This window comes from Amycolatopsis rhabdoformis (genome assembly GCF_035918295.1).
Taxonomy (GTDB): Bacteria; Actinomycetota; Actinomycetes; order Mycobacteriales; family Pseudonocardiaceae; genus Amycolatopsis; species Amycolatopsis rhabdoformis.
In genome coordinates this window covers 5,303,064-5,322,977 of the sequence record NZ_CP142149.1, presented here as the reverse complement: position 1 = coordinate 5,322,977, position 19,914 = coordinate 5,303,064, and the positions used below count along the sequence as shown (strand labels likewise).

The following is a 19,914-nucleotide window of genomic DNA, read 5'->3' as shown; positions in this document are numbered from 1 at the left end:
GTCAGTCGCCGGAGAAGCCCCAGAAGAAGACCTCCGTGGGGGTGCCGTTGTGGTACAGCACGAGGCTGCGGCCGGTCCAGCGTTCGCCCATCAGGTCGGCGAGGGGGCCCGAGGGGCCGGGCTGGAAGACGCGGTCGAAGTCGGCCGCCGACGGTTGGGGGGTGCCGAAGACCGTGGTGAGTTCGGTGGTGCTCAACGGGCGGATGGTGCCGACGCCGTCGGATTCGGAGATCTCGTGGGTGTCGAGGATGCTGTGGGTGCCGCAGTCCCAGAAGTTCTCGGAGTCCTTGGCGGCGTTGAGGTCGGGCAGGGATCTGGGCCGGGGCACCGGGGTGACGTACTCGGGATCGAAGTCCTCCCACGGCCACACGTAGTCGCCGCTGGACAGGAGTTGCGCCTGGACGAACTTGTGGGTTGCTTTGACGCTGCCGGCGTAGGGCGCGCGGTAGTGCCAGCCTGAGGCTCCCATGGAGATCTCCTTGTTCTGGTGGGTTATTTCGCGTCGGCGTAGGTGTCGACCGGAATGGCTTGCATCGGGAAGTGGACGGGGCAGGCGTCGCCGAAGAGCAGTTGCGCGGATTCGGTGACGGTGGACTCGATCAGGGCCGAGACCTCGGCCGCGAGTTCGGCCGGGGTGTGGACGATCACCTCGTCGTGTTGGAAGAAGACGAGGTGGGCGGGCGCGGGGAGGCGGCCGCGCAGCGTGGCGAGCAGCACGGCGGTGAGGTCGGCCGCCGAGGCCTGCACGACGAAGTTGCGCGTGAAGCGGCCCCAGCCGCGGGAGGCGCGGCGGGCGCGGGTTTCCGTGGCCTCGTCGTCGGCCAGGCCGCCGGTGAGGGCGCGCCACGCGGCGGACGGCGCCGGCGACGTGCGGCCGAGCCGGGAGCGCACGCGTTCGCCGCGCTCGCCGGCGGCCGCGGCTTGTTCCACATAGGACACGGCGTCGGGGAAGCGTTGGCGGAGCAGGGCGAGCAGGGGGCCGGCCTCGCCGGAGGTGCCGCCGTACATGGCCGACAGCATGGCGATTTTCGCGCGGGAACGGTCGTCGGAAGAACCGGAGGGCGGGGGCACGTAGCGGCCGCCCGAGAACAAGGCCTCGCCGAGCCGGGCGTAGAGGTCCGTGGCCGCCGAGACCTCAGCGAGCCGGCGGTCGCCCGACAGCGCCGTGAGCACGCGCGGCTCGAGTTGCGCCGCGTCGGCCACCACGAGTTTCCAGCCCGGGTCGGCCCGCACGCACGTGCGCAGCACCTTTGGGATCTGCAGCGCGCCACCGCCGCGGGTGGCCCAGCGGCCGGAGACCACGCCGCCGACCACGTAGTGGGGGCGGAAGCGGCCGTCGGTCACCCATTCGTCGAGCCAGGCCCAGCCGTTGGCCGAGTGCAGGCGCGAGAGTTCCTTGTACTCCAGCAGCGGCGGGACGGCGGGGTGGTCGATGTCGCGCAGCAGGTATTTCCGCGCGGCCGGCACCTCGATGCCCTCGCGGGCCAGCGCGCGGATCACGCTCGGCGAGGAATCGGGGTTCACCGGCCGGCCGCCGAACGCGTCGGTGATCCGCGCGGCCAGCGCCACCAGCGCCTTCGGCCGCTGCCCCGACGGCACCCGCGGCCCCAGCCGCGTCTCCAGCAACGCGCGGTGCAGGTCGGCCCGCCACGGCAGCCCCGCCGCCGACATCTCCGCCGCCGCCAGCGCGCTCGCCGATTCCGCCGCCAGCAGCAGCCGCATCCGGCCCGGCGCGGCCACGGCGGCCACGCGCTTCTCCTGCTCCGCGAGCACGCGCCGAGCGGCGTCGGCCACGGTGACGCCCTCGGGCAACCCCGGGCCTCGTGGCGAAAACAGCGTGGGCTGCGCCGCTTCGCCGAACGCCGGCCCGTCGTCGGGCGCCTCCTCGCCGCGCGCCCGCGCCCAGGCCGCGCGCAGGCTGCGCGACTCGCCTTCGCGCCCCTCGTACGCGAGCAGGAGCCCCTCCGCCAACCCCAGGTCGTGACAGCGCGCCAGCCGCACGCCGGCGTCGATGAGTTTCGGGTACAGCTCGTCGACCGAGGGCAGCACCCAGCGCGGCGCCTCGGCCTCCTCCAGCCGCCGCACCTCGGCCACCCAGTCGGCCGCCGACAGCCCGCGGGAGGTGCCCGCCGGTGTCGAGATCGTGTAGCCGGAGTCCTCCTCCTGGCCGGTGATCACCTGCACGCGATCATTGTGCTCGGGGGCACCGACAATTCCGGTCACCGAACCCGGCCGCCGTGGTCTGGTGCGGCCGCGCCCCGCTTGGTCTACTGTCGAGTAGCCCCCATACCGACGGTACGGGCGGCCTTCTTCCCGAAGCAGCGACGGAGGTGCGCGGATGAGGGTGTTCGGCCTCGCCGGCCAGGTCACGGACAAGGTCACCGAGACCGTGCGCAGCATCGACGTGATGCGCCGCGCCGGGTTGGTGCCGTTCCCGCGGCTCGACGAGGGCGTGCGCTCGGTCGTCGCCGTCCGCAAGTACGGGCCGTTCGCCGGCGCCAACCACATCGCCGCGCGCCGCGACCCCTCGGCCGTCGGGATCATCGACGAGGTCGGGCCGCTCACGTTCAAGCAGCTCGACGACCGCTCCAACGCGCTGGCCAGGGCCTGGTCCGAGCGCGGCCTCGGCGCGGGCACCGTGATCGCCGCCCTGTGCCGCGACCACCGCGGCCTCGTGCTCACGATGGCCGCCGCCGGCAAGCTCGGCGCGCGTCTGCTGCTGATGAACACCGGCTTCGCGAAGCCACAGCTGGCCGACGTCGCGAAGCGCGAGAAGGTGACCGCGCTGGTGTACGACCAGGAGTTCACCGACCTGCTCGACGCCATGCCCGCCGACGTCGAGCGCTACCTGGCGTGGGTCGACGAGCCGGGTGACCACACTGTGCCGGTGCTCGACGAGATCATCGCCAGCACCGACGACCGCCCGCTGCCCGCGCCCGCCAAGCCCGGCGGGTTCGTGCTGCTCACCAGCGGCACCACCGGCACCCCGAAGGGCGCGCCGCGGCCGCACACCTCGCCGCTCGCGTCGGCGCAGTTCCTCGACCGCATCCCGCTGCGCGCCGGTGAAGCCACGTACATGGGCGCGCCGCTCTTCCACGGCACCGGGCTTTCGCAGTTCATCCTCAGCTTCGCGCTCGGCTGCACGGTGGTGATGCGGCGCAAGTTCGACCCGGAGCTGACGTTGCGCGGAGTCGCCGAGCACCGCTGCACGGCGCTCGTGCTGGTCCCGACCATGCTGCAGCGCATCGTCGACCTGCCCGCTCCGGTGCGGAACAAGTACGACACGTCCTGCCTGCGGATCATCTTCGTCGCCGGGTCCGCCCTGTCGCCGGACCTGGGCAACCGCGCCAACGAACAGTTCGGCGACGTCGTGCACAACCTTTACGGCTCAACGGAAGTCGCCGTCGCGACCGTGGCCACGCCGGAAGACTGGCGCAAGGCCCCGGGCACAGTGGGGCGCGCGCCTGTGGGCTGCCGCGTGGCGCTGTACGACGAGCACGGCCGCCGCATCACCGAGCCCCACGTGACGGGCCGCGTGTTCGTGGGCAGCGGCCTCAGCTTCGGCGGCTACACCGACGGCCGCCACAAGGAAATCATCGACGGCCTCCTCTCCAGCGGCGACGTCGGCCACTTCGACTCCGACGGCCTGCTGTTCATCGACGGCCGCGACGACGAAATGATCGTCTCCGGCGGCGAAAACGTCTTCCCCGTCGAAGTCGAAAACCTCCTCGTCGAACGCGACGACGTGATCGAAGCCGCCGTGATCGGCGTCGACGACGACAAGTTCGGCCAGCGCCTCAAGGCCTTCATCGTGCGCGGCGAGAACTCGACGCTGGACGCCGACGAGGTGCGGGCGTACGTGAAGGCGAACCTGGCGCGGTACAAGGTGCCGCGGGACGTGGAGTTCCTGGCGGAACTGCCGAGGAACGCGACGGGGAAGGTGTTGCGGAGCAAGCTGAGCTGAGCTCGGCTGCGCACCATCCTCGCGGCAGCTCTGGGTCTCCGCGACCGCGACACGAGTCGCTACGGAGTGGGGTGCAGCAGTAGTTCGGCGATCGCTTGCACCCGGGAACGGGTGATGCCGGTGCGTTGTTCGACGGCCAGCGGGTGGTCGGTGGGCTCCAGCTCCACGGTCGGCCGGACGCCGACGGGTTGGCTGTGCAGGTTGGTTTTCAGGTTCAGGGTCGTGGGCTCGTAGGTGGGCAGTTCGGTGGCCAGCCAGCCGAAGTACGGCGGCTCCTGTTCCCGTGCGGGATTGGTCCAGAGTTCCGTGACGCGGGCGAAGTTGGCTTCGCTGAGCGACACCCAGACGCCCCATTCGAAGTCGTCACCGTCGTCCAGGGTCGGCAGGACCAGCCGAGCTCTGATGAAGAAGTGCTCTCGGTCGATCACGCACTGCTCGTCGCCGAGGACGGTGCCGGGTTTCCCGGCGAGGCCTTCGTGCCAGAAGGCCGGCGCGAACGTGCCGTAGCCGAGGGGGAGGTCGTCGTGGTGCCGGCCGCAACAGGAGCAGTCGAACCCCAGGTCTGTTGTCATGGGGCACAGCGTAGGGAAGCCGCGTACTTCCTTGATCTACCCGGCCGGGGTCTCGGCGGCGGGCCTCACTCCCACCCGATCCCGAAGATCCCCGGCCCGAAGTCCAGCGCCACCGCGTGCACGCCGCCCGCCGAATCGAGGCGCAGGGGGCGGCGGGAAGGGGCCGAGTCGCCGCGGGTGTAGTGCCAGCAGTGGGTGGGTTCGGCTTCCGGGGCGAAGCGGATCTCCAGCAGGTACTCGCGCACGGGCCGGCGGAATTCGCGGTAGTGCGTGGAGCGGCATTGGGGATAGGGCGGGCCCGCGTTGGTCAGCGAGTACTCGATGAGATGTGTCTCGCCGCGATCGAGGGGCCGGTCGAAGAGCAGCTCCGCCACCAGGATGCCGTGCGTGGAATCCACTTCGGAGCGCCCGACGCGGCAGTTGCGCACGGCGTGCAGTTGCGGTACGGGCGCCGCGTCGTCCTGGGCGTAGACGAGGAGCCAGCGGTCGAGGCCGTCGGTGGCGGCCTGGAAGATGGCGCGGGACGTGACGGCCCGCTGGCCGCCGTCCGCGGCGATTTCGCAGCGGTCGTGCAGGCCGACGAGTTTGAGGTGCTGCTGGCGGTCGAGCATGTTCGACGCGCCCACGCGGTCGAGCAGGGGCTGCAGGGTCTCGCGGGTGAAGGTGAGCGGTTCTTCGCCGACGCGGTCGCGGCGGGTGGCGCCGCGTGGGCGGGGCGGGGGCAGGAGGCCGAGCAGGGAGCCGGCCGGCACGTCGAGGATTTCCTCCAGCACGCGCACGGCCGAGAGCGACCCCGCGCGTTCGGGCTGGCGTTTGCCCGACTGCCAGTAGCTCAGCGCCGTAACGCTCACGGCCGCACCTCGCGCACGCAGGCGGGCCTGGATCCGGTCGAGCGACAGGCCGCTGGCGGTGATCGCCGCGCGCAGCGCGCTCGCGAACGCGGTCCGGGCGCTCTCGGCCCCGGATTCGTCCGCACGTCCACCAGCCATGGCCCCCGCCCGTGGTCTCGCCTCGCACCGTGATCAAACCCGGCCACGAAAAACCCCGAAAAGCCCGCCGTCCGCCGATCGTGGAGTCCGCCGCGGGTGTCCGAAAACCCACAGTGTCCGAACCGACACGCAGACCGTATCAGCACCCGACCAGGCACTCCGCGTCACCACTGGGGCGAACGGGCTAGTACTGGCAACTGTGAACCATTGCCCTGACCTGCGCGGGCGCGTTTGTATGGCCATCGAGCCCCGCACCGGCGATCCCGGTGCGGCGCAGCTGCTTCGGCCCCGGCCCGCGGTCCGCGCCCCGCGTACGGCCGGCGGCCGTACCCGGTACCGGTGACCCGGCGATGCCCCCAGCGCCGGGTCACCGGTCAAGGGCCACGGTGGTTACCAACCGGTAGGATCCGGCACATGGTCCTGCGGAAGAACATCCTGATCACCGGCGCCAGCTCGGGGCTCGGCGAGGGCATGGCGCGCCAGTTCGCCGCCCGCGGCCGCAACCTGGCCTTGTGCGCGCGGCGCACCGACCGCCTCGACGCCCTCGCGGCCGAGCTCAAGGCCGCCTATCCCGGCATCACGGTCCTCACCCGCCCGCTCGACGTGAACGACCACGACCGCGTGTTCACCGTCTTCGAGGAGTTCCGCGGCGAACTCGGCTCGCTCGACCGCGTGATCGTGAACGCCGGCCTCGGCAAGGGCCAGCCCGTGGGCAAGGGCCGCTTCGACGCCAACCGCGAGACGCTGGAGACCAACTTCGTCGCCGCGGCCGCGCAGATCGAGGCCGCCGTGGGCATCTTCCGCGAGCAGGAGGCGGGTCACCTCGCCGTGGTCTCGTCGTTCAGCGCGCTGCGCGGCCTGCCCAAGAACCTCACCGCGTATGCCGCTTCGAAGGCCGGGATCTCGGCGTTCGTGGCCGGCACGCGGGTGGAGCTGCGCCGCACGGCCATCAGCGTCACCGAGATCCGGCCGGGGTACATCGCGTCCGAAATGTCCGCGCGCAGCGGCAGCACGCCGTTGATGACCGGAGCCGAGAAAGGCGTGCGCGCGATGGCCCACGCGGTCGAGGCCGAGCCGAAGCTGGCGTACGTTCCTTCGTGGCCCTGGGTGCCGCTGAGCGTGGTCATGCGCTGGGCGCCCGCCGGGCTGCTGGCCAAGTTCTCCTGACTCCCCGAAGGAGCTAGTGCGTTGGGTGCGATCTACCTCGTCCGCCACGGTCAGGCCTCGTTCGGCGCGGCCGACTACGACGCGCTGTCCGAGCGCGGTTTCGAACAGTCCACTGTGGTCGGTCGGGAGCTCGCGCGCCGCGGCGTGGAGTTCGCGCAGGTGCGCTCCGGCACGCTGGCCCGCCAGCGCGACACGGCCGCGACCGCGCTGAAGGTGCTCGGCTCCGACGTGCCGGTGGTCGAAGACCCGCGGTGGAACGAATACGACCACGTCGACATTTCGCGCCACCACGCCGGCGGCGCCCCGCAACAGGATTCGCGCGAGTACCAGGGCCTGCTCGACGCCGCGCTCGGCTCGTGGGTCGCGGCCGGCGCCGACGGGCCCTGCGCCGAGCCGTGGCCGGCGTTCCTCGCGCGCTGCACGGCCGGCCTCACCGACCTCGTGCAGGAGCTCGGCAAGGGTGAACACGCGCTCGTGTTCACCTCCGGCGGCGTGATCGGCACGCTCGCCGGCGCGATCCTGGGCGTGCCCGAGGTCGGCCTGCTGAAGTTCAACCGCGTCACCGTGAACACCGGCATCACCAAGCTCACCTCGGGCCGCGGTGGCGTGAACCTGTTGACCTTCAACGAACACCCGCACTTCGAAGCGGAGGCGGCGCAGCTGCTCACCTACCGGTAGGAGGTCGTGATGGAGTTCGGACAAGTCGAGGTGGTCCCGGTCAACGGCCACGCGCCCGAAGACGTGGTGGTCGACGCCGAAGGCCGGGTCTACACCGGCGTCGACGACGGCCGCGTGCTGCGGGTGAGCCCCGACGGCCGCCACCTCGACGTGCTCGGCGACACCGGCGGCCGCCCGCTGGGCCTCGAGCTCTACGGCGACGACCTGCTCATCTGCGACGCCCGCGCCGGCCTCCTCACCATGCCCCTGGCCGGCGGGCCGGTGCGCACGCTCGCCACCTCGGCCGCCGGTCTCGACCTCGTGTTCTGCAACAACGCCGCCGTCGCCACCGACGGCACCATCTACTTCACCGACTCCTCCCGCCACTTCGGCATCGACCGCTGGCGCGACGAGCTCATAGAACAGACGGCGACCGGCCGGCTCCTGCGCCGTACTCCGGACGGCGCCATCGATCTCATCGCCGACGGCCTCCAGTTCGCCAACGGCGTGGCCCTGCCCCCGGACGAGTCCTTCGTCGCCGTCGCCGAAACCGGCGAGTTCCGCGTGGACCGCTTCTGGCTCCACGGCACCACCCAGGGCCGCCGCGACACCCTCGTCGACGGTCTCCCCGGCTTCCCCGACAACATCGCCACCGGCAGCGACGGCCTGATCTGGGTCACGCAAGCCTCCCCGCGCGTGCCCTCGCTCGACGCTGTCCGCCGGCTGCCCGAGGTTTTGCGGGCAGCCGTGCGCGCGCTGCCGACTTCTCTGCAGCCCTCGCCGAAACGCCAGGTCGGCGTGCTCGGCATCGCCGCCGACGGCGCCGTCGAACACGACCTCTGGGGCGAGATCCCCGGCTTCCACATGCTCGTCGGCGTACGCGAGCACGCGGGCCGGCTGTGGTTCGGCTCGCTGGAAGGCTCCGCGATCGCCTGCACGGACGTGCCCCGCGTGTGATCAGATGTCCGCGCACGCTTTCCCGCGGATCTTCTGAGGAGCACGTTGTGGCGGACGACCTGGCCGAGCTCTTGTTCAAAGCCACCCGCGGCGGCCCCGCCGTGGCGCCCGTGCCGTTGAGCGAGCTGGGTGAGGCCCGCGCCGTCGCGCGCGCGACCCGCGACCTCACGCTGGCCGCCGGTGACACGGTGGCGGGTTACAAGGTCGGGCTCACGAACCAACCCGCCCGCGATGCCTACGGCGCCACCGAACCCGCCGCCGGCTGCGTGTACGCGTCCACCGTGCTGACCGCCGGCGAGACCGTGCCGACGGCCGCGCTGTTCGCGCCACGCGCGGAAATCGAGATCGCCTTCGTCCTCGGCCGTACACTTTCCGGCCCCGGCGTGACCGCCGACGACGTCCGCGCCGCCACCGACGCGATCGCCCCGGCCTTCGAAATCGTCGACTCCCGCTGGGACGGCGGCCCCACCAGCCTCGCCCTGCTCGTCGCCGACAACACCCTCGCGTCCCACGCCGTGATCGGCCCGCGATTCCCGGTGCCGCCGGACTTCTCGGACCTCACCTGCACCCTGACGATCGGCGACCGCACCGCGCCGGGCTCGGTGTCCGCGGTGATGAACGGCGACCCGCTCGCCGCCGTCGCGTGGCTCGCGAACCACCTGGCCGCGGCCGGCGAGGAGCTCCCGGCCGGCTCGGTGGTCCTCACCGGCACCCTGTGCGCGCCGACGCCGTTCACCGGCGGGGAGACGCTGGTGGCCGAGGTGTCGGGAATGGGCACGCTCACGCTGCCGACTTCGTGACCCTCACGCGTCGCGCCGCGGCGTAAGCAGCTCCTTCGAAAGCAGCTCTTCGGTTTCGGCCGCGGTGAGGGCTTGCTTGGCGAGCTGGCGGGCCGCCGTGGTGTATTCGGTCACGGCGTCGTCCGAGGTGAGGTACACGGTGGTGTGCCGGTGGCGCAGGGCGACGATCGGTTTGCGGCCGGGCGTGCGGTACACGACGAAGCCGGGTAGATCGTGTTGTTCTTCCGGCACCAGGCGGATTCGGGCGTCGGCCATGCGGTCACGCAGGTGTTCGTGCTGGGCGGACAGGGTCGCGGGCTCGATGGCCGGGTTGGTGAGGCAGCGGGGGCCGATGAACCACTCGCGGATCGCCGGCTCGGGGCCGGGCGCTTGGTCGGCCTCGGCGGTCAGCTCGAAGAGGTAGCTTTCCGGACTGGTACCGGGCGGTGCGGTCTGCCGGACCATGTCCCACGTGTAGGCGCGCGTCTGCAGGTGCACCGGCAAGAACGTCGGCGCCCACTCGGTGATCTTCGTCGCCGAGCGGGTGTACGCGATCGCCAGCCGCGCGGGGCGCAGCGGCAGGATCTCGGCGTGCATCGAGGTGGACGCGTTGGCCGCCAAGGTGAGCAGCCGGTCGTACTCGGGCGACGGCAACCGCAACAGCCCCAACATGAACGACAACTTGTCCACCGGCGGCAACCTGCGCCCGCCCTCCCAGTTCGCCAGACTGCCGACGGGCACCCCGGCCCGGCGAGCCAGCTCGCGGACGCCGAACTTCGCCTGCTCACGCGCGGCCTTCATACCCGCGCCCAGCTCGATCAGCACGGGGGAGAGAGGGGTCGACTCGGTTCTCATCGTGACCTTCTTGCTGGGCCGGTGTTCTTGGGGCGGTGCTGGGGTGTTGCTGTCGAGTGTTGCTGCTGGGCTGGTGTTGCTCGGCTGGTGGTGCAGGGCTGGTGTTGCCGGGTTCGGCACCGAGCCCCGACGAACCCGCCCCCCTGCGCGAAGCGGTGCGAGGGAGCGCAGGGAGGCCGTCGGGGCTCGGGCCCTGTGCCCGCCCCAGCCGTGCTGCGGACACAGTCTGGGAACCCGGCCGGTGCGGTGTCGGGGCAACCGCACCAGCCGGGCGCTTGATCGGTACCAGTGGTTCCAACTGGTACCGGAACCAATAGTGCAGGTTGGTACCGGAGGGGGCAATGGCTCGATCGGGTGATCGCGCTGACGTGAGAATCTGTGCGTATTCTCTGGACCATGGCTGGTACCAGGGGAACCAAAGCGGCGACGCTCGGCGCTCAGATGCGCGAGGCACGTCGGCAATACCTGCCCGACAGCACTGCGCGATCGATGTGCGACCTGCTCGGGGTCAAACACCCCACGGTGTCTCGCTGGGAAACCGGCGAGCGCAGCCCTCGGCCAGAAGATGTGGCCGCATACTTGACCGCGGTCGGCACGCCGGCCGAGCTGCGCGAGCAGTTGGTCGAGATGCCCCGCGACACCAGCCGGAAGCCATGGCTCACCATGAGTGTGGGCAGGAACCAGAATGATCAGGGCCAGTATGCGGCGATGCTGGAGATCGAGCGCACCGCGAAGGACCTCATTCACGTTGCCCCATTGCTGGTTCCGGGACTTCTCCAAACCCCCGAATATGCTCGCGCGCTCTACCTTGAGGGTGGCGTTTTGCCGGATCTCGTCGATACGCGGGTTGCGGTTCGGATCGGCCGCCAAGCGGCGCTCATCCGACGGGACCCCTTGTCACTGCGCGCTTTTATCTGGGAACCGGTGCTGCACAGTTTGCTGGGCGGCGAGCAGGTGATGACCGATCAGCTCGCGCATCTGCTCGAAGCAGGGCAGCGCGACAACATCGATGTTCGCATCATTCCCACTCGAGCCAGGTGGAATCCTGGTTGGGAAGGACCCTTCAGCGTGGCGACCTTCCCTGAAGCGGTTGAGCGGGAACCGGTTGTGCAACTGGAGAACAAGGTTTCCGCTCTCTACCTCGATGCCGCGGATGAGGTTGCGCCTTATCTGGCTGCTGGGGTGAGGGCGGAGAAGGTGGCGATGAGCTCCGAGGCGTCAGCGGAGCTGATTGCCAATGTCATCGACGGCAAGGAGAAGGCATCATGACCGAACCCGGTAGGGTCGGAGGCTGGCGGACCTCGAGTTACAGCACTGAGGGACAGGATTGTGTCGAGGTGAACATGCCTGCCAGTGTTGGTGAGTGGCGGAAGTCGACCTTTAGCGGTCAGGGCCAGGACTGTGTCGAGGTGAAGATCGATCGCGTGATCGGGGTGCGGGACACGAAGGACCGGGCCGGTGGTGAGCTGGCGGTCGCGGGTGCGGCGTGGCGGGCGTTGACTGAGAAGATCGTGCGCGACTGACAAAACATATCCTGATGCCCCGGCGCACCCCAGCCGCGCCGGGGCATCAGTCTGTCCTGTGACTTCTTACCGGCCGGTCCACTGTGGACTGCGCCCGGCCGACCAGGCGGCGTAGAACTCCTTGTGGTCGTGCGCCGTCATCAGCAGGGCCTGGGTCATGGCTTCGAGCTCGATCGACGAGCCGAGGTCCATGTCGAGCTCGCGGGTGAGCAGGACCTTGGTGGTGGAGTAGGCCAGCGCGGGGCCGTCGGCCAGGCGGCGGGCCAGCGCGGCCGCCGTCGAGGCCAGCGCGTCGTCCTCGACGACCGAGGACGCCAGGCCGATGGTCTCGGCGCGCGCCGACTCGAGTTTGTCGCCCAGCATCAGCAGTTCCGTGGCGCGGCCGAGGCCCACCAGCCGGGGCAGGAGGTAGGCCGAGCCCATGTCCGCGCCGGCGAGGCCGACCTTCGTGAAGAGGAACGCGAACTTCGCCGACTTGGCCAGGATCCGGAAGTCCGACGCCAGGGCGATGACCGAGCCGGCGCCCGCGGCCACGCCGTTGATCGCGGCGATCACCGGGATCGGGGTCTCGCGCAGGGCCTTCACCACGGCGCCGGTCATGCGCGTGAACTCGAGCAGCTCGGCCGTTTCCATCTTCTGGAGCTCGCCGATGATCTCCTCGACGTCGCCGCCCGAGCAGAAGCCGCGGCCCTGGCCGGTGATCACGAGCACCTTCACGTCGCCGCGGTGGGGCAGTTCGGCGACCAGGTCCCGCAGGTCGGCGTAGACGTCGAACGTCAGCGCGTTGAGCTTTTCGGGGCGGTTGAAGGTCAGCGTCGCGACGCCGTCGTCGACCGTGAACTCGAAGTGGTCCCACGACTTCGTGAGCGGGGGCGTCGCGCGGAACGGGCTCATTTCTGGATTCCTCCACCATCGAGTACGAGGGTCTGTCCGTTGATCGAGGCCGCTTCTTCGGCGGCGAAGAACGCCACCGCGAAGGCGACCTCGGCGGGTTCGAGCAGCCGGCCGAGCGGCGACGCGGCGGCGAGGGCGGCTTCGGCTTCGGCCTCGTCGCGGCCGGTGCGTTCGCGGATGCGGGCGACCGAGTCGGCCGTCATGTCGGTGCGCACGAAGGCGGGGCACACGGCGTTGGCGGTGACGCCGGTGCCGGTGATCTCCGCGGCCACCGCGCGCATCAGGCCGACGGCCGCGTGCTTCGAGGCCGTGTAACCCGTGGTGTAGCGGTAGCCGACGTGCCCGGCCGTGGAGGCGACCGTGACGATCCGGCCGCGGTCGCGGGAACGCATGCCGGGCAGCACCTCGCGGGTGCAGAGGAACGCGCCGGTGGCGTTGACGTCGAACTGGGTGCGCCAGTCGGCCAGCGTCGTCTTGGCGGTGGGGGCGCTGGAGGAGATGCCGGCGTTGTTCACCAGGACGTCGACGGGGCCCAGGTTCGCGAAGTACGCGCGCACGGCTTCTTCGTCGGTCACGTCGCACTCGCGTCTGCCGGGCGCGTGCACCGTGTCGCCCGCTTTCGCGAAGTGCTCGGCGATGGCTGCGCCGATACCGCGAGTGCCGCCGGTGACGACCACCAGCCGATTCATCCGAGCCTCCTGACCGCGTCCTTGCTTCGAAAGCTACACCGCAGCGGGCTGAGGTGTATAGAGTCGGGGCTGTGTCCGAACCGCCCGCGCCCGAACCGCCGCCGACCGGCCCGCAGGAGCTGGTCATGACCTTGCTCGGCAGCTACGTGCAGCCGCGCGAGAGCCGTCGGGTGTGGTCGGGCGGCCTGGTGACGCTGCTCACCGAGCTGGGGTTCTCCGACGGCGCGGCCCGCATCGCGCTCACCCGCCTGGTGAACCGCGACCTGCTGGCCCGCCACCGCGAAGGCCGGCTGGTGCACTACTCGCTGACCGGCCGCACGGTGGCGGTGCTGGCCGACGGCGACCGGCGCATCTTCAGCCTCGGCCGGCGCGACCGGCCCGCCGGCACGTGGACGGTGCTGTGGCAGAGCATCCCCGAAACCCGCCGCCAGTCCCGCGAGACGCTGGTGCGGCGCCTGCGGTTCCTCGGTTTCGGCCCGGTGCAGGACGGCACGTGGCTCGCGCCGCACGACCGGGAGGCCGAGGTGCTGGAGCTGCTGGCCGAGCTGGGCGTGACCGAACACGCCGGACTGATGCTGGGCACGCCGTCGGCAGCGCTCGACGTGCGCCGCTTCGCCGGGCGCGCCTGGGACCTCGACGAGCTGTCGGCGCGCTACGACGCGTTCGTGACCGAGTTCGGGGACAGCCCGGATGATCTTCCCGACGCGCAGGCGTTTACCGTGCGGACGAGACTGGTGCACGAGTTCCGCGTGTTCCCGTCGCTCGACCCCGAGCTGCCCGGCGAGCTGATCCCCGCGCCGGGCCGGCGGGCGGCGGCCGTGGAGCTCTTCCACGACCTGTACGCCGCTCTCGCTCCCGCGGCGCAGCGGCACTTCGACCAGGCCGTGCGCGCCGGCGACTTCGACTGATCTTCCGAACGATTATCGACGAGGTGAGGACACCGTGACCCAGACCGACGACACGCAGGCCGCGCTGAGCTACACGTCGTACCTTGCGCTCGACGAGGTGCTCGGCGCCCAGCGGCCGCGTTCCGACGAGCACGACGAGCTGCTCTTCATCGTGATCCACCAGGTCTACGAGCTGTGGTTCAAGCAGACCCTGCACGAGGCGGAGTTCCTGCAGAGCAACCTCGAAGCCGGCAACACCGCGCACGCGATCCGTACGCTGCGGCGCATCCTCACGGTGCTGAAGGTGATCGTCGCGCAGCTCGACGTGCTGGAGACCATGACACCCAGCCAGTTCACGAGCTTCCGGGCTCGCCTCGACCAGTCGAGTGGCTTCCAGTCGGCGCAGTTCCGCGAGCTGGAGGCGGTGCTCGGCCGGCGCGACGAGCGCGTGTTCGCGCACTACCCCGAAGGCGGCGAACAGCGGGAGCGGATCGCGGCCGCGATGCGGCGGCCGTCGGTGTTCGATTCGTTCCTCAAATACCTCGCGAACAGCGGTTATGCCGTGGACGGTGAGCGAGACGTCACCCGGCCGGTGGCACCGTCGCCCGAACTGCAGGCGGTACTGCTGAAGGTCTACCAGGACGACGGCGGCCCCTCGGTGGTCGCGGAGTGTCTCGTCGACCTCGACGAAGGGATGCAGGAGTGGCGCTACCGGCACGTGAAGATGGTCGAGCGGACCATCGGCGACAAGACCGGGACGGGCGGGTCGTCGGGCGCGACCTACCTGCGGACCACCCTCTTCCACCCGATGTTCCCGGACCTGTGGGCAGTGCGGAGCAAGCTGTGACGACGCTCGACTCGTTGCGCGCCGACGACAACGCGCTGGCGCCGCACTACTCGCGCTTCGGCGTGGCCGATCGGCTGCTGCTCTCGGCGCACTCGCACCAGGCTTGGCCCGACGTCGCGGAGGAAGGGCTGCTGGAGGCGTTCGCCGACGCGGCGCGCGACGTCGACGAGAAGTGGTCGGCCGCGTTCGCGAAGGCCGACGAGCTGCGGGGCGGGTACCGGGCGCTGCTGGCCGATCCGCACGGTGAATACGCGCTCGGCGCCAACACCCACGAGCTGGTGATCCGGTTCCTGTCGGCGATCGACCTGCGCGCGCGGCCGCGGCTGGTGACCACCGGCGGCGAGTTCCACACGCTGCGCCGCCAGCTCGCGCGGCTGGAGGAAGAAGGCTTGGAGGTCGTGCGGGTGCCGGTGGAGCCGGTGCCGACGCTGGCCGAACGCGTGGCCGCGGAGGTCTCGAAGGACACCGCGGGCACCGCGGCCGTGCTGGTGTCCGCGGTGCTGTTCGAGACCGCCAGGCTCGTGCCGGGGCTCGCGCACCTGGCGGACGTGTGCCGCTCGGCCAACGTGGAGCTGCTCGTGGATGCCTACCACGCGCTGGGCGTGGTGCCCTTTTCGCTGCACGACCTGGGGCTCACCAACGCGTGGGTGGTCGGCGGCGGCTACAAGTACCTGCAGCTCGGCGAGGGCAACTGCTTCCTGCGGCTGCCGGCCCACGCGCAGGAGCTGCGGCCGGTCGTCACCGGCTGGTACGCGGAGTTCGGCGCGCTGGCCGATCGCCAGCGGTCGGATCTGGTCGTCTACGCCACCGGCGGTGACCGGTTCGCCGGAGCGACGTACGACCCGTCGAGCCACTACCGCGGAGTGCGGGTGCAGCAGTTCTTCGCGGCGCAGGGGTTGACGCCGGAATTCCTGCGGGAGGTGTCTCAGCACCAGGTGGGCTTGCTGGCGCGGTGCTTCGACGAGCTCGGTCTGCCCGAGGACGTCGTCACGCGCGATCGGGAGACACCGCCGGGGATGATCGGCGGGTTCCTTTCGCTGCGCAGCGCCTCGGCCGGGGCGCTGCAGCAGGCGCTGGCCGAGGCGGGCGTGCGCACCGACAGCAGAGGCTCCTACCTGCGGTTCGGGCCCGCGCCGTACCTGTCGGACGCGCAGCTGGAAGCCGCGATGGCGACGCTCGGCAAAGTCGTCGCCGGCTGACCGACGACCTGCGGTGGTCGGTTCGCGCGGATGGCTCTAGGTTGGCGGTGTGCGGGGTGGACGACCTTCACCCGGCACACCACCTTCCGGAGCACGCGGCCACGAGCCGCGAGCGGTCAGACAAGGGAGTCACCACCGTGACCGAAGGCGTGTTCGGCCGGCACAGCGGCCATGAGCAGGTCGTGTACTGCCACGACGAGGCCAGCGGCCTCAAAGCCATCATCGGCATCTACTCCACCGCACTGGGCCCCGCGCTCGGCGGCACCCGCTTCTACCCCTACGCCACGGAAGACGCCGCGCTCGACGACGTGCTGGCGCTCTCCAAGGGGATGGCGTACAAGAACGCGCTGGCCGGGCTCGACCTCGGCGGCGGCAAGGCCGTGATCCTCGGCGATCCGGCCAAGGTGAAGTCCGAAGCGCTGCTGCGTGCCTACGGCCGCTTCGTGCAGTCGCTCGGCGGCCGCTACATCACGGCCTGCGACGTGGGCACCTACGTGCAGGACATGGACGTGGTGGCCCGCGAGACCCGCTTCGTCACCGGCCGCTCGCCCGAAGACGGCGGCGCCGGCGACTCCTCCGTGCTCACCGCGTACGGCGTGTACCAGGGCATGCGCGCTTCGGCCGACCACGTGTGGGGCGTGCCCGAGCTGGCCGGCCGCCGCGTCGGCGTGGCCGGCGTCGGCAAGGTCGGCCACATCCTGGTGGGCCACCTCGTGGAAGCCGGCGCACAGGTCGTGATCACCGATGTGTCCGCGCTCGCGGTTTCGCGGACCCAGGCGGCCTACCCCGGCGTCGAGGTGGTGTCCGATGTGGACGCTCTCATCGGGACGGACCTCGACGTGTTCGCGCCCTGCGCCCTCGGTGGGGTGCTCACGGACGAGACCGTGGCCCGGTTGCAGGCCCGCATCGTCTGCGGCGCCGCGAACAACCAGCTCGCCCACCCGGGCGTCGACAAGCTCCTCGCCGACCGCGACATCCTCTTCGCCCCCGACTACCTCGTGAACGCCGGCGGCGTGATCCAGGTCGACGACGAACGCCACGGCTTCGACTTCGCCCGCGCCCAGCGCAAGACCACGGCCATCTTCGACACCACGAAGGCCGTGTACGCCCTGGCCCGCGCCGACGGCGTCCCCCCGGCCGCCGCGGCCGACCGCCTGGCCGAACGCCGCATGGCCGACGTCGGCCGGCTGCGCTCGATCCTCACGGTCTGACCGGATTTTCACCGGCGGGCGTCCGGGCTTCACCGGGCGCCCGCTCCCGCTCCGAGAACGACGACGGCCCCCTCACCACGCGGTGAGGGGGCCGTCGTCGTCGGACCGCGGTCAGCCGCTCTTGCGGCGGAACGTCCGCTTGTTCGCGGCGGGGCCGTGGGCGTGCTGGTTCTTGCCGCCGCCGGTTTCGTGGGCGGAGCCGGAGCGGGCGTGGGCCTGCTTGCGTTCCAGGGCTTCGCGGAACTTGCGCTTGACGTCGTCCTCCTCGCCGCTGGGCGAGGGTTGCGGATCACTCATTCTTACCTCCGAAGGTGACGACGTGTGACCGTCCCAGCCTGGCACCGCGCCGAACCCGACGCGAGTCGATTTCGCCACACCGGGACACCCCAGCCTACCGACATGCCGGTACCCCGTCCGGGAACGGCCAACGGTCGGGTTGGCCGCTCCGGACGGGGTACCGGCCGGGCCGATCAGGCGGAGGCGGCGTGATCGGCCCGCCGCTGTCCGGCGGTTCGCGGCGAGGGGACGGACGCCACGAGCCGGTCCGGCCGCGCGGGGCCGCGGTGGCGTGCGCGGGCCACCGCGGTCGTCACGGGCCGAGACAGCAAGCCCAGAACCAGGGCGGCGACGAGCACCAGGGCGGCGCGGCCGCTCGCGGGGTCGAAAACCAGCGCGCCGGCGCGGCCGAGCACGAAACCGGACTCGAGCGCCCAGGCCACGGCCGCGATACCGGCCGCCGCGACCGGGGCCGTGGTCGCGGCGGCGGCGATCACGACCAGGGCCAGCGGCACGAGCGCGTAGAGCGGGTGCGCGGTCGCCCCCGCGACGTCCGCGCCGATCGCCACGGCCACCACGGCCGCGCAGCCGAACGGGAAACCGAAACCACCGGTGATGCGCATGCCTCCAGCTCAGCGCGCGCACCGCTTCCCCACGAGAGCCGCGAACGCTTTCCCTACAGGCCGCGCGGAGTTCTTGACGCGTTATTGACTGCGGTTCGCCGTGCGCACGATCGCGCCCACGATCTCCGGCCACAGCGGCTCCGGCAGGTCGTGGCCCATGCCCGCCACGACCACCAGCTCGGCGTCCGGGATGGCGGCCGCGGTGGCCTTGCCGCCGCTGATGTCGATCATCGGGTCGGCGTCGCCGTGGACGACGGCGGTGGGCAGGCGCAGGGAGCGCAGGGCCTCCGTGCGGTCACCCGAGGCGACGATGGCCGCGGCCTGGCGCAGCGTGCCCGTCGGGTGCTGCGCGCGGTCGTAACCCCGGGTGGCCTTCATCCGCAATTGCTCGTCGGTCGCCGGGTAGCCCGGCGAGCCCGTGGTGCGGTAGGAGGCGATGCTCTGCTCGATGGCCTCTTCGCGCGTGGCGGCGGGCGGCCGGGTGAGGGTGGCCAGCGCGGCGGGCGAGGTGTGCCCGACGGTGGGATCGCCGGTCGTCGACATGATCGACGTGAGGCTCAGCAGCCGCGTCGGGTGGTCGAGCGCGAGCTGCTGCACGACCATGCCGCCCATCGACGCGCCGACCACGTGCGCCTGAGCGAAGCCGAGCGCGTCGAACAGGCCGGCGGTGTCGTCGGCGAGGTCCGAGAGCAGGTACGGCGGCGACGCCTGCCCGGCCGCGATGCCCGCGAGGTCCGGTGCGCCGAGCTCGTCGAGGTAGGTCGAGAGGCCGATGTCGCGGTTGTCGAAGCGGACGACGAAGAAGCCGTGGCTCGCGATCAGCTCGCAGAACCCGGTTTCCCAGGTCACCATCTGGGCGCCGAGGCCCATCACCAACACGAGCGGCGGGTGCGCGGGGTCGCCGAACGTGTCGTACTCGAGTTCGAGGCCGTTGGCCAGGGCACGGGACATGCCCTGATCCTGCCCTAGATCCCCGAATCCTGGCACGGGCCGGAAGAATCCGGATACGGTACCTCGCATGCCGTCTTCGTCCCCGCGGGCCGGGAACCGCCCTCGTTCGCGCGCGGCCGCGGGACTGCCTGCCATCACCGCGGAGAAGGTGATCGACGCGGCGGTGGCGCTCACCGCCGAGCGCGGCCTCGACAACTGGACGCTGCGCCAGCTCGCGGCGGCGGTCGATGCGTACCCGGCGGTGATCTACCACCACGTCGGTGATCGCGACGCGGTGGTGGCCGCGGTGCTCGACCGCGTGGTCGGGCTCCTGGCCCTGCCGGACGAGAACCTGCCGTGGCAGGAGTGGTTCGCCGAGCTGCTGGCCGACCTGCGCACGGTGCTGCGCGCCCACCCCGGCACGGCGCGGCGGCTGGTGCTGTTCGGCCCGTCGGTCTCGGCCGCCACGGTCACCATCGACCGCGGCATCGGCGTGCTGCTCGCCGCCGGCTTCGGCGAAGAGGCCGTGCTGGCCTACAACCTGCTCGTGGCCACGGCGTGCCAGTTCGTCGCGATGGAAGACGACCGCGAGAGCACGCTCGCGCTGCGCCTGGACAACACCGAGGAGTACGCGACCTACGGCGACCGCACCGACCTGCCCGGCATGGCGGCCCACGGGCGCGCGATGCGGGAGCTGCTCAGCGACCCGGAGGTGGCCGCCGGCTGGTTCACCCGGCTCTACGACTACGCGGTGCACCGGTGCGTCGACGGGCTCGCACACCGGCTGGCCGAGCTCGAGGCCGGCACACCCGCCTGAACCCCGCTTCCGTCGTGGGCCGAACGTGTGAGCGCGCTGGGGTGAACCGGCGGAAACTGACACCGAACCCACGTCGAC

Annotated in this window: 22 protein-coding genes; 12 read left to right on the top strand and 10 right to left on the bottom strand. The window is 71.3% G+C overall.

Going from position 1 to position 19,914, the window contains the following annotated elements; all coding sequences use genetic code 11:
- Position 1 precedes the first annotated feature (1 nt).
- Both VSH64_RS24285 and VSH64_RS24280 read right to left on the bottom strand, forming a co-directional pair.
- A complete protein-coding gene (locus VSH64_RS24285) occupies positions 2-469 on the bottom strand; it encodes a hypothetical protein (protein ID WP_326564968.1) in 468 nt (155 codons plus the stop codon).
- Between the two features lie 23 nt (positions 470-492).
- Positions 493-2,184 (bottom strand): bifunctional 3'-5' exonuclease/DNA polymerase, encoded by a 1,692-nt coding sequence (locus VSH64_RS24280; RefSeq protein WP_326564967.1) that lies wholly within the window; start codon positions 2,182-2,184, stop codon positions 493-495.
- A gap of 154 nt (positions 2,185-2,338) precedes the next feature.
- Between VSH64_RS24280 and VSH64_RS24275 the strand changes: the two genes are divergently transcribed.
- Entirely contained in the window at positions 2,339-3,964 is a 1,626-nt protein-coding gene (locus VSH64_RS24275) for an acyl-CoA synthetase (protein ID WP_326564966.1), read from the top strand.
- 59 nt (positions 3,965-4,023) lie between these two features.
- Here the strand turns inward: VSH64_RS24275 and VSH64_RS24270 are convergent, their stop codons facing one another.
- Positions 4,024-4,536, bottom strand: coding sequence for a DUF2199 domain-containing protein (locus VSH64_RS24270; protein ID WP_326564965.1), 513 nt, complete (start codon positions 4,534-4,536; stop codon positions 4,024-4,026).
- 65 nt (positions 4,537-4,601) lie between these two features.
- The gene (locus VSH64_RS24265) at positions 4,602-5,525 is read right to left on the bottom strand and encodes a hypothetical protein (protein WP_326564964.1); all 924 of its coding nucleotides are present in this window, start codon (positions 5,523-5,525) and stop codon (positions 4,602-4,604) included.
- A gap of 414 nt (positions 5,526-5,939) precedes the next feature.
- Here VSH64_RS24265 and VSH64_RS24260 point away from each other — a divergent pair, with 414 nt between their 5' ends.
- From VSH64_RS24260 to VSH64_RS24245, 4 genes are read left to right on the top strand one after another with little or no spacing between them, the layout of a single operon-like run.
- Positions 5,940-6,692 (top strand): SDR family oxidoreductase, encoded by a 753-nt coding sequence (locus tag VSH64_RS24260; RefSeq protein WP_326564963.1) that lies wholly within the window; start codon positions 5,940-5,942, stop codon positions 6,690-6,692.
- A 21-nt stretch (positions 6,693-6,713) separates the two neighbouring features.
- Positions 6,714-7,370 (top strand): histidine phosphatase family protein, encoded by a 657-nt coding sequence (locus VSH64_RS24255; protein ID WP_326564962.1) that lies wholly within the window; start codon positions 6,714-6,716, stop codon positions 7,368-7,370.
- Between the two features lie 9 nt (positions 7,371-7,379).
- Entirely contained in the window at positions 7,380-8,306 is a 927-nt protein-coding gene (locus tag VSH64_RS24250) for an SMP-30/gluconolactonase/LRE family protein (protein WP_326564961.1), read from the top strand.
- Positions 8,307-8,353: 47 nt separating this feature from the next.
- Positions 8,354-9,106, top strand: a complete 753-nt coding sequence (locus VSH64_RS24245) for a 2-keto-4-pentenoate hydratase (RefSeq protein WP_326564960.1) — start codon at positions 8,354-8,356, stop codon at positions 9,104-9,106.
- 3 nt (positions 9,107-9,109) lie between these two features.
- Here the strand turns inward: VSH64_RS24245 and VSH64_RS24240 are convergent, their stop codons facing one another.
- Positions 9,110-9,940, bottom strand: coding sequence for a Scr1 family TA system antitoxin-like transcriptional regulator (locus VSH64_RS24240; RefSeq protein ID WP_326564959.1), 831 nt, complete (start codon positions 9,938-9,940; stop codon positions 9,110-9,112).
- A 396-nt stretch (positions 9,941-10,336) separates the two neighbouring features.
- On the opposite strand from VSH64_RS24240, the gene VSH64_RS24235 reads away from it, so the two are divergent.
- Both VSH64_RS24235 and VSH64_RS24230 read left to right on the top strand, forming a co-directional pair.
- Positions 10,337-11,209 (top strand): helix-turn-helix domain-containing protein, encoded by an 873-nt coding sequence (locus VSH64_RS24235; protein WP_326564958.1) that lies wholly within the window; start codon positions 10,337-10,339, stop codon positions 11,207-11,209.
- Positions 11,206-11,463, top strand: a complete 258-nt coding sequence (locus VSH64_RS24230) for a DUF397 domain-containing protein (protein ID WP_326564957.1) — start codon at positions 11,206-11,208, stop codon at positions 11,461-11,463. Before VSH64_RS24235 ends, VSH64_RS24230 begins: the two co-directional genes overlap by 4 nt.
- A gap of 66 nt (positions 11,464-11,529) precedes the next feature.
- Here VSH64_RS24230 and VSH64_RS24225 read toward each other — a convergent pair whose 3' ends face one another.
- On the bottom strand, positions 11,530-12,357 hold the full coding sequence (locus VSH64_RS24225) for an enoyl-CoA hydratase family protein (RefSeq protein ID WP_326564956.1): 828 nt from the start codon (positions 12,355-12,357) through the stop codon (positions 11,530-11,532).
- The gene (locus VSH64_RS24220) at positions 12,354-13,046 is read right to left on the bottom strand and encodes an SDR family NAD(P)-dependent oxidoreductase (RefSeq protein WP_326564955.1); all 693 of its coding nucleotides are present in this window, start codon (positions 13,044-13,046) and stop codon (positions 12,354-12,356) included. The genes VSH64_RS24225 and VSH64_RS24220 overlap by 4 nt, the downstream gene beginning before the upstream one ends.
- Before the next feature lie 125 nt (positions 13,047-13,171).
- Between VSH64_RS24220 and VSH64_RS24215 the strand changes: the two genes are divergently transcribed.
- From VSH64_RS24215 to VSH64_RS24200, 4 genes are all read left to right on the top strand, one after another.
- Entirely contained in the window at positions 13,172-13,954 is a 783-nt protein-coding gene (locus VSH64_RS24215) for a PaaX family transcriptional regulator (RefSeq protein WP_326838022.1), read from the top strand.
- Between the two features lie 34 nt (positions 13,955-13,988).
- Positions 13,989-14,780: a tryptophan 2,3-dioxygenase gene (locus tag VSH64_RS24210; protein WP_326564954.1), complete on the top strand. Its 792-nt coding sequence runs from the start codon at positions 13,989-13,991 to the stop codon at positions 14,778-14,780.
- Entirely contained in the window at positions 14,777-15,979 is a 1,203-nt protein-coding gene (locus tag VSH64_RS24205) for a kynureninase (protein ID WP_326564953.1), read from the top strand. Before VSH64_RS24210 ends, VSH64_RS24205 begins: the two co-directional genes overlap by 4 nt.
- A 137-nt stretch (positions 15,980-16,116) precedes the next feature.
- Positions 16,117-17,190 carry a Glu/Leu/Phe/Val dehydrogenase dimerization domain-containing protein gene (locus VSH64_RS24200; protein ID WP_326564952.1) on the top strand — a complete coding sequence of 358 codons (1,074 nt, stop codon included), beginning with the start codon at positions 16,117-16,119 and terminating at the stop codon, positions 17,188-17,190.
- A gap of 111 nt (positions 17,191-17,301) precedes the next feature.
- On the opposite strand, the gene VSH64_RS24195 is transcribed toward VSH64_RS24200, so the two are convergent.
- The 3 genes from VSH64_RS24195 to VSH64_RS24185 all read right to left on the bottom strand — a co-directional run bounded on the left by VSH64_RS24195 (position 17,302) and on the right by VSH64_RS24185 (position 19,040).
- Complete coding sequence (locus VSH64_RS24195) at positions 17,302-17,487, bottom strand: DUF5302 domain-containing protein (protein ID WP_285973648.1); 186 nt, start codon at positions 17,485-17,487, stop codon at positions 17,302-17,304.
- 173 nt (positions 17,488-17,660) lie between these two features.
- Positions 17,661-18,089 (bottom strand): hypothetical protein, encoded by a 429-nt coding sequence (locus VSH64_RS24190; RefSeq protein WP_326564951.1) that lies wholly within the window; start codon positions 18,087-18,089, stop codon positions 17,661-17,663.
- An 81-nt stretch (positions 18,090-18,170) separates the two neighbouring features.
- On the bottom strand, positions 18,171-19,040 hold the full coding sequence (locus VSH64_RS24185) for an alpha/beta fold hydrolase (protein WP_326564950.1): 870 nt from the start codon (positions 19,038-19,040) through the stop codon (positions 18,171-18,173).
- A 67-nt stretch (positions 19,041-19,107) separates the two neighbouring features.
- Here VSH64_RS24185 and VSH64_RS24180 point away from each other — a divergent pair, with 67 nt between their 5' ends.
- Entirely contained in the window at positions 19,108-19,836 is a 729-nt protein-coding gene (locus VSH64_RS24180) for a TetR/AcrR family transcriptional regulator (protein WP_326564949.1), read from the top strand.
- Positions 19,837-19,914 lie beyond the last annotated feature (78 nt).